The sequence below is a fragment of the Pseudomonas agronomica genome (genome assembly GCF_025917275.1).
Lineage (GTDB): Bacteria > Pseudomonadota > Gammaproteobacteria > Pseudomonadales > Pseudomonadaceae > Aquipseudomonas > Aquipseudomonas agronomica.
In genome coordinates this window covers 1-3,228 of record NZ_JAOSHO010000534.1, presented here as the reverse complement: position 1 = coordinate 3,228, position 3,228 = coordinate 1, and the positions used below count along the sequence as shown (strand labels likewise).

Here is a 3,228-nt window from a genome sequence, read left to right as displayed (position 1 = left end):
GCACGGGGTCATGTGTTGAATCAGAAGACGACGGTCTTGTTGCCGTGCACCAACACGCGGTCTTCAAGGTGATAACGCAGGCCGCGCGCCAGCACCATCTTCTCGACGTCGCGACCGAATCGCACCATGTCTTCGATGCTGTCGCTGTGGCTGACGCGGACCACGTCCTGCTCGATGATCGGACCGGCGTCCAGCTCCTCGGTCACGTAGTGGCACGTCGCGCCGATCAGCTTCACGCCGCGCATCGAAGCCTGGTGGTACGGCTTCGCACCCACGAACGATGGCAGGAAACTGTGGTGGATGTTAATGACTTTGTGCGCGTATTCGCTGCACAGGGACGGCGGCAGGATTTGCATGTAGCGGGCCAGCACCACCACCTCGGCATCGTGCTGCTTGACCAGGCGCGAGACCTCGACGAACGCCGGTTGCTTGTCCTGCGGGTTGACCGGTACGTGGTAGTACGGGATGCCGTGCCACTCCACCATGCTGCGCAAGTCGTCATGGTTGGAGATCACACAGGCGATGTCGCAATCAAGCTCATCGCTGTGCCAGCGGTGCAGCAAGTCAGCCAGGCAGTGAGACTCACGGCTGGCCATCAGCACCACGCGTTTCTTCTGCGCGGTGTCAGTGATGCGCCAGTCCATCGAGAACTCTTCGGCAATGGGGGCGAACGCCTCGCGAAAGGCTTCGATGCCGAAGGGCAGCGAGTCGGCACGGATCTCGTGGCGCATGAAGAACCAGCCACTCTGATTGTCCGAATGATGGCTTGCTTCAGTGATCCAACCGTTATGGGACGCCAGAAAGTTACTGACTTTAGCAACGATACCGACGCGGTCCGGGCAAGCGATCACCAGCCGAAAAGTGCGCATTAGGGAAACTCCAGAACTTTCGCAAAGGCGGCCATTCTAGCCACTGTGCGGCAAAACTGCAGTACTGATGACACCACCGCCCTCTCCGTGATCAGCCGAGGCAGGGAAGGCCTGGCCTGCGGTGGCATCGCTATATGTGTGAACAGATGTGAGCGCACATCACGTTACTTATTGGGCCGATCATTTTGTGACACTGCACTATTTAACTAAATAAACACGGCTTAAATGTTTACTTGATGAAACTGTCTGATTACTATTGCTTCACTGTCTCCTTGTCACCCGCGTCCTACATAAGGTAGTCCCCATGTCCCTGATCAACGAATACCGCGCTACAGAAGAAGCCATCAAAGAACTGCAAGCTCGCCTGAAAAACCTGTCCGAAGACGACAAACTGCAAAAAGAACTGGAATTCGAAGGCAAACTGCGCACTCTGATGGGCGAATATTCCAAGTCCCTGCGCGATATCATTGCCCTGCTGGACCCAGAAGCCAAATCGGCCAAAGCCCCTCGTGGCGCTGCAAAAACTACTGGCACCAAACGCGCTCGCAAAGTTAAGCAGTACAAAAACCCGCACAACGGCGAAGTCATCGAAACCAAAGGTGGCAACCACAAGACTCTGAAAGAGTGGAAAGCCAAGTGGGGCGGTGACGTGGTAGAAGGCTGGGCAACCCTGCTGGGCTAAGCCTTGCCAGCCGGCACCGCGCTTTACGCGGCGCTTGCAAAGCCAAAAACGCCAGCGATTGCTGGCGTTTTTTTATGCCTTCATTTTACTCGCCTGGGATCGAATCGCCGCGTGGCAATTCAAAGGCTAAAACGCTTACGCAATTGTTGACTGTAGCCCTGCCACTGCTGCAGAACCTCTTGCTGCAATGATGTAGAGAGCCCCATCCACTCTGCCATCGCCTCATCAAAACTGTTCAATGTATTAGGTGCGCCCCACTCCGGGGACGTCAGGCGTTGCTGGCAAAATAGTTTCCAGCGTGCCTGCTCTTCTGGATCCAGGGTGTCGGGGAAGTTGCGGGCACGATATCGAAACAATAATTCCGGCAGTCGTTCATCGTCAAAAGGCCAATGCCCCTGTGCCAATTGAGCTGGATCCGCCATGCGAACTTGCTCACATAAACGGCGATCTCGATCCCCCAGAAACCCCGCATATAACTGCTGCTCGGGATCTTCGCTGGCGGTGAAATCTTCCTGCCCATAAATAACCTGGAGTTTGTCTTGCCAGACATGCTGTGCGTCAGTTAGCCGCAGCGCCCGCCCGCGAACGCCTTCCATGTCCAGCTGCAGCCGCAACTGGTCCTCGGCGCGCAGGACAGCCAGTGGCGCAACCACCGGGCACTTGTTGATGTGAATGAGCTTGAGGGGCACCGGCAGTTCACCGTCGAGCAGGTCTTCGCGGCGGGTGTACAACCGTTGACGCAAAAGCTGCGCCTCATGATCCAGCAATCCCTGGGGATCCAGGTGCAAGTCACAGACGATCAAGGCGTTGCGGTTCTTCGGGTGCCAGGCCAGCGGCAGCACCACCCCGATGTAGTTTCGCGCCGCCGAGAAACGCCCGGAAATGTGCACCATCGGCTGCAACAGCCGAATCTGGTCCAGCACTTTCTGTTTGCTGCGCAACTGGAACAGCCATTCATAGAGCCGGGGTTGTTTCTCGCGGATCAACCGGGCCAGGGCAATCGTCGCCCGCACATCCGACAACGCATCATGGGCCTGGCCATGGTCGATGCCGTTGGCAGCGGTCAGGCGTTCGAGCTTGAGGGTGACGCGGCCGTCCTCTTGCGGCCAGGTGATCCCCTCTGGGCGCAGTGCATAGGCGGCGCGCACCAGGTCGATCAAGTCCCAGCGGCTGTTGCCGCCCTGCCATTCCCGGGCATAGGGGTCGAAAAAATTCCGATACAGGCTGTAGCGGGTCATTTCATCGTCGAAGCGCAAGGTGTTGTAGCCCGCGCCACAGGTCCCGGGCGCAGCCAGTTGTGCGTGGACGCGGGTCATGAAATCGGCTTCGCTCAAGCCTTTTTCCGCCAGTTGCGCCGGCGTTATGCCGGTGATCGCACAGGCGGCCGGATGCGGCAGGATGTCATCGCTGGGCCGGCAGTAGAGGTTCACCGGCGCGTCGATTTCGTTGAGCTCGAAATCGGTACGGATCCCCGCCACTTGCAAGGGGCGGTCGCAACGCGGATTGATGCCGGTGGTCTCGTAGTCGTACCAGAAGATGGAAGTCACGGTGGGTTCCTGGGCTGAAGACTGGCGAAGTCTAGGCGCTAGAACGGGCCTACGACCAGCAGTGCTGTAAATTTTGAAGACTAATACCAGGGATATTGGATATGTACACCCGAGACCACGTGTGGGAGCG

The 3,228-nt window shown here is 57.8% G+C and carries 3 protein-coding genes; 1 reads left to right on the top strand and 2 read right to left on the bottom strand.

The features are described from left to right. Positions 1-20: 20 nt before the first annotated feature. A complete protein-coding gene (gene purU / locus OC610_RS24000; RefSeq protein ID WP_264431400.1) occupies positions 21-869 on the bottom strand; it encodes a formyltetrahydrofolate deformylase in 849 nt (282 codons plus the stop codon). A 304-nt stretch (positions 870-1,173) separates the two neighbouring features. Here purU and mvaT point away from each other — a divergent pair, with 304 nt between their 5' ends. Next, positions 1,174-1,551, top strand: a complete 378-nt coding sequence (gene mvaT / locus OC610_RS23995; protein WP_030140826.1) for a histone-like nucleoid-structuring protein MvaT — start codon at positions 1,174-1,176, stop codon at positions 1,549-1,551. A gap of 119 nt (positions 1,552-1,670) precedes the next feature. Here mvaT and sbcB read toward each other — a convergent pair whose 3' ends face one another. Further along, a complete protein-coding gene (sbcB, locus tag OC610_RS23990) occupies positions 1,671-3,098 on the bottom strand; it encodes an exodeoxyribonuclease I (RefSeq protein ID WP_264431397.1) in 1,428 nt (475 codons plus the stop codon). Positions 3,099-3,228: the final 130 nt, after the last annotated feature.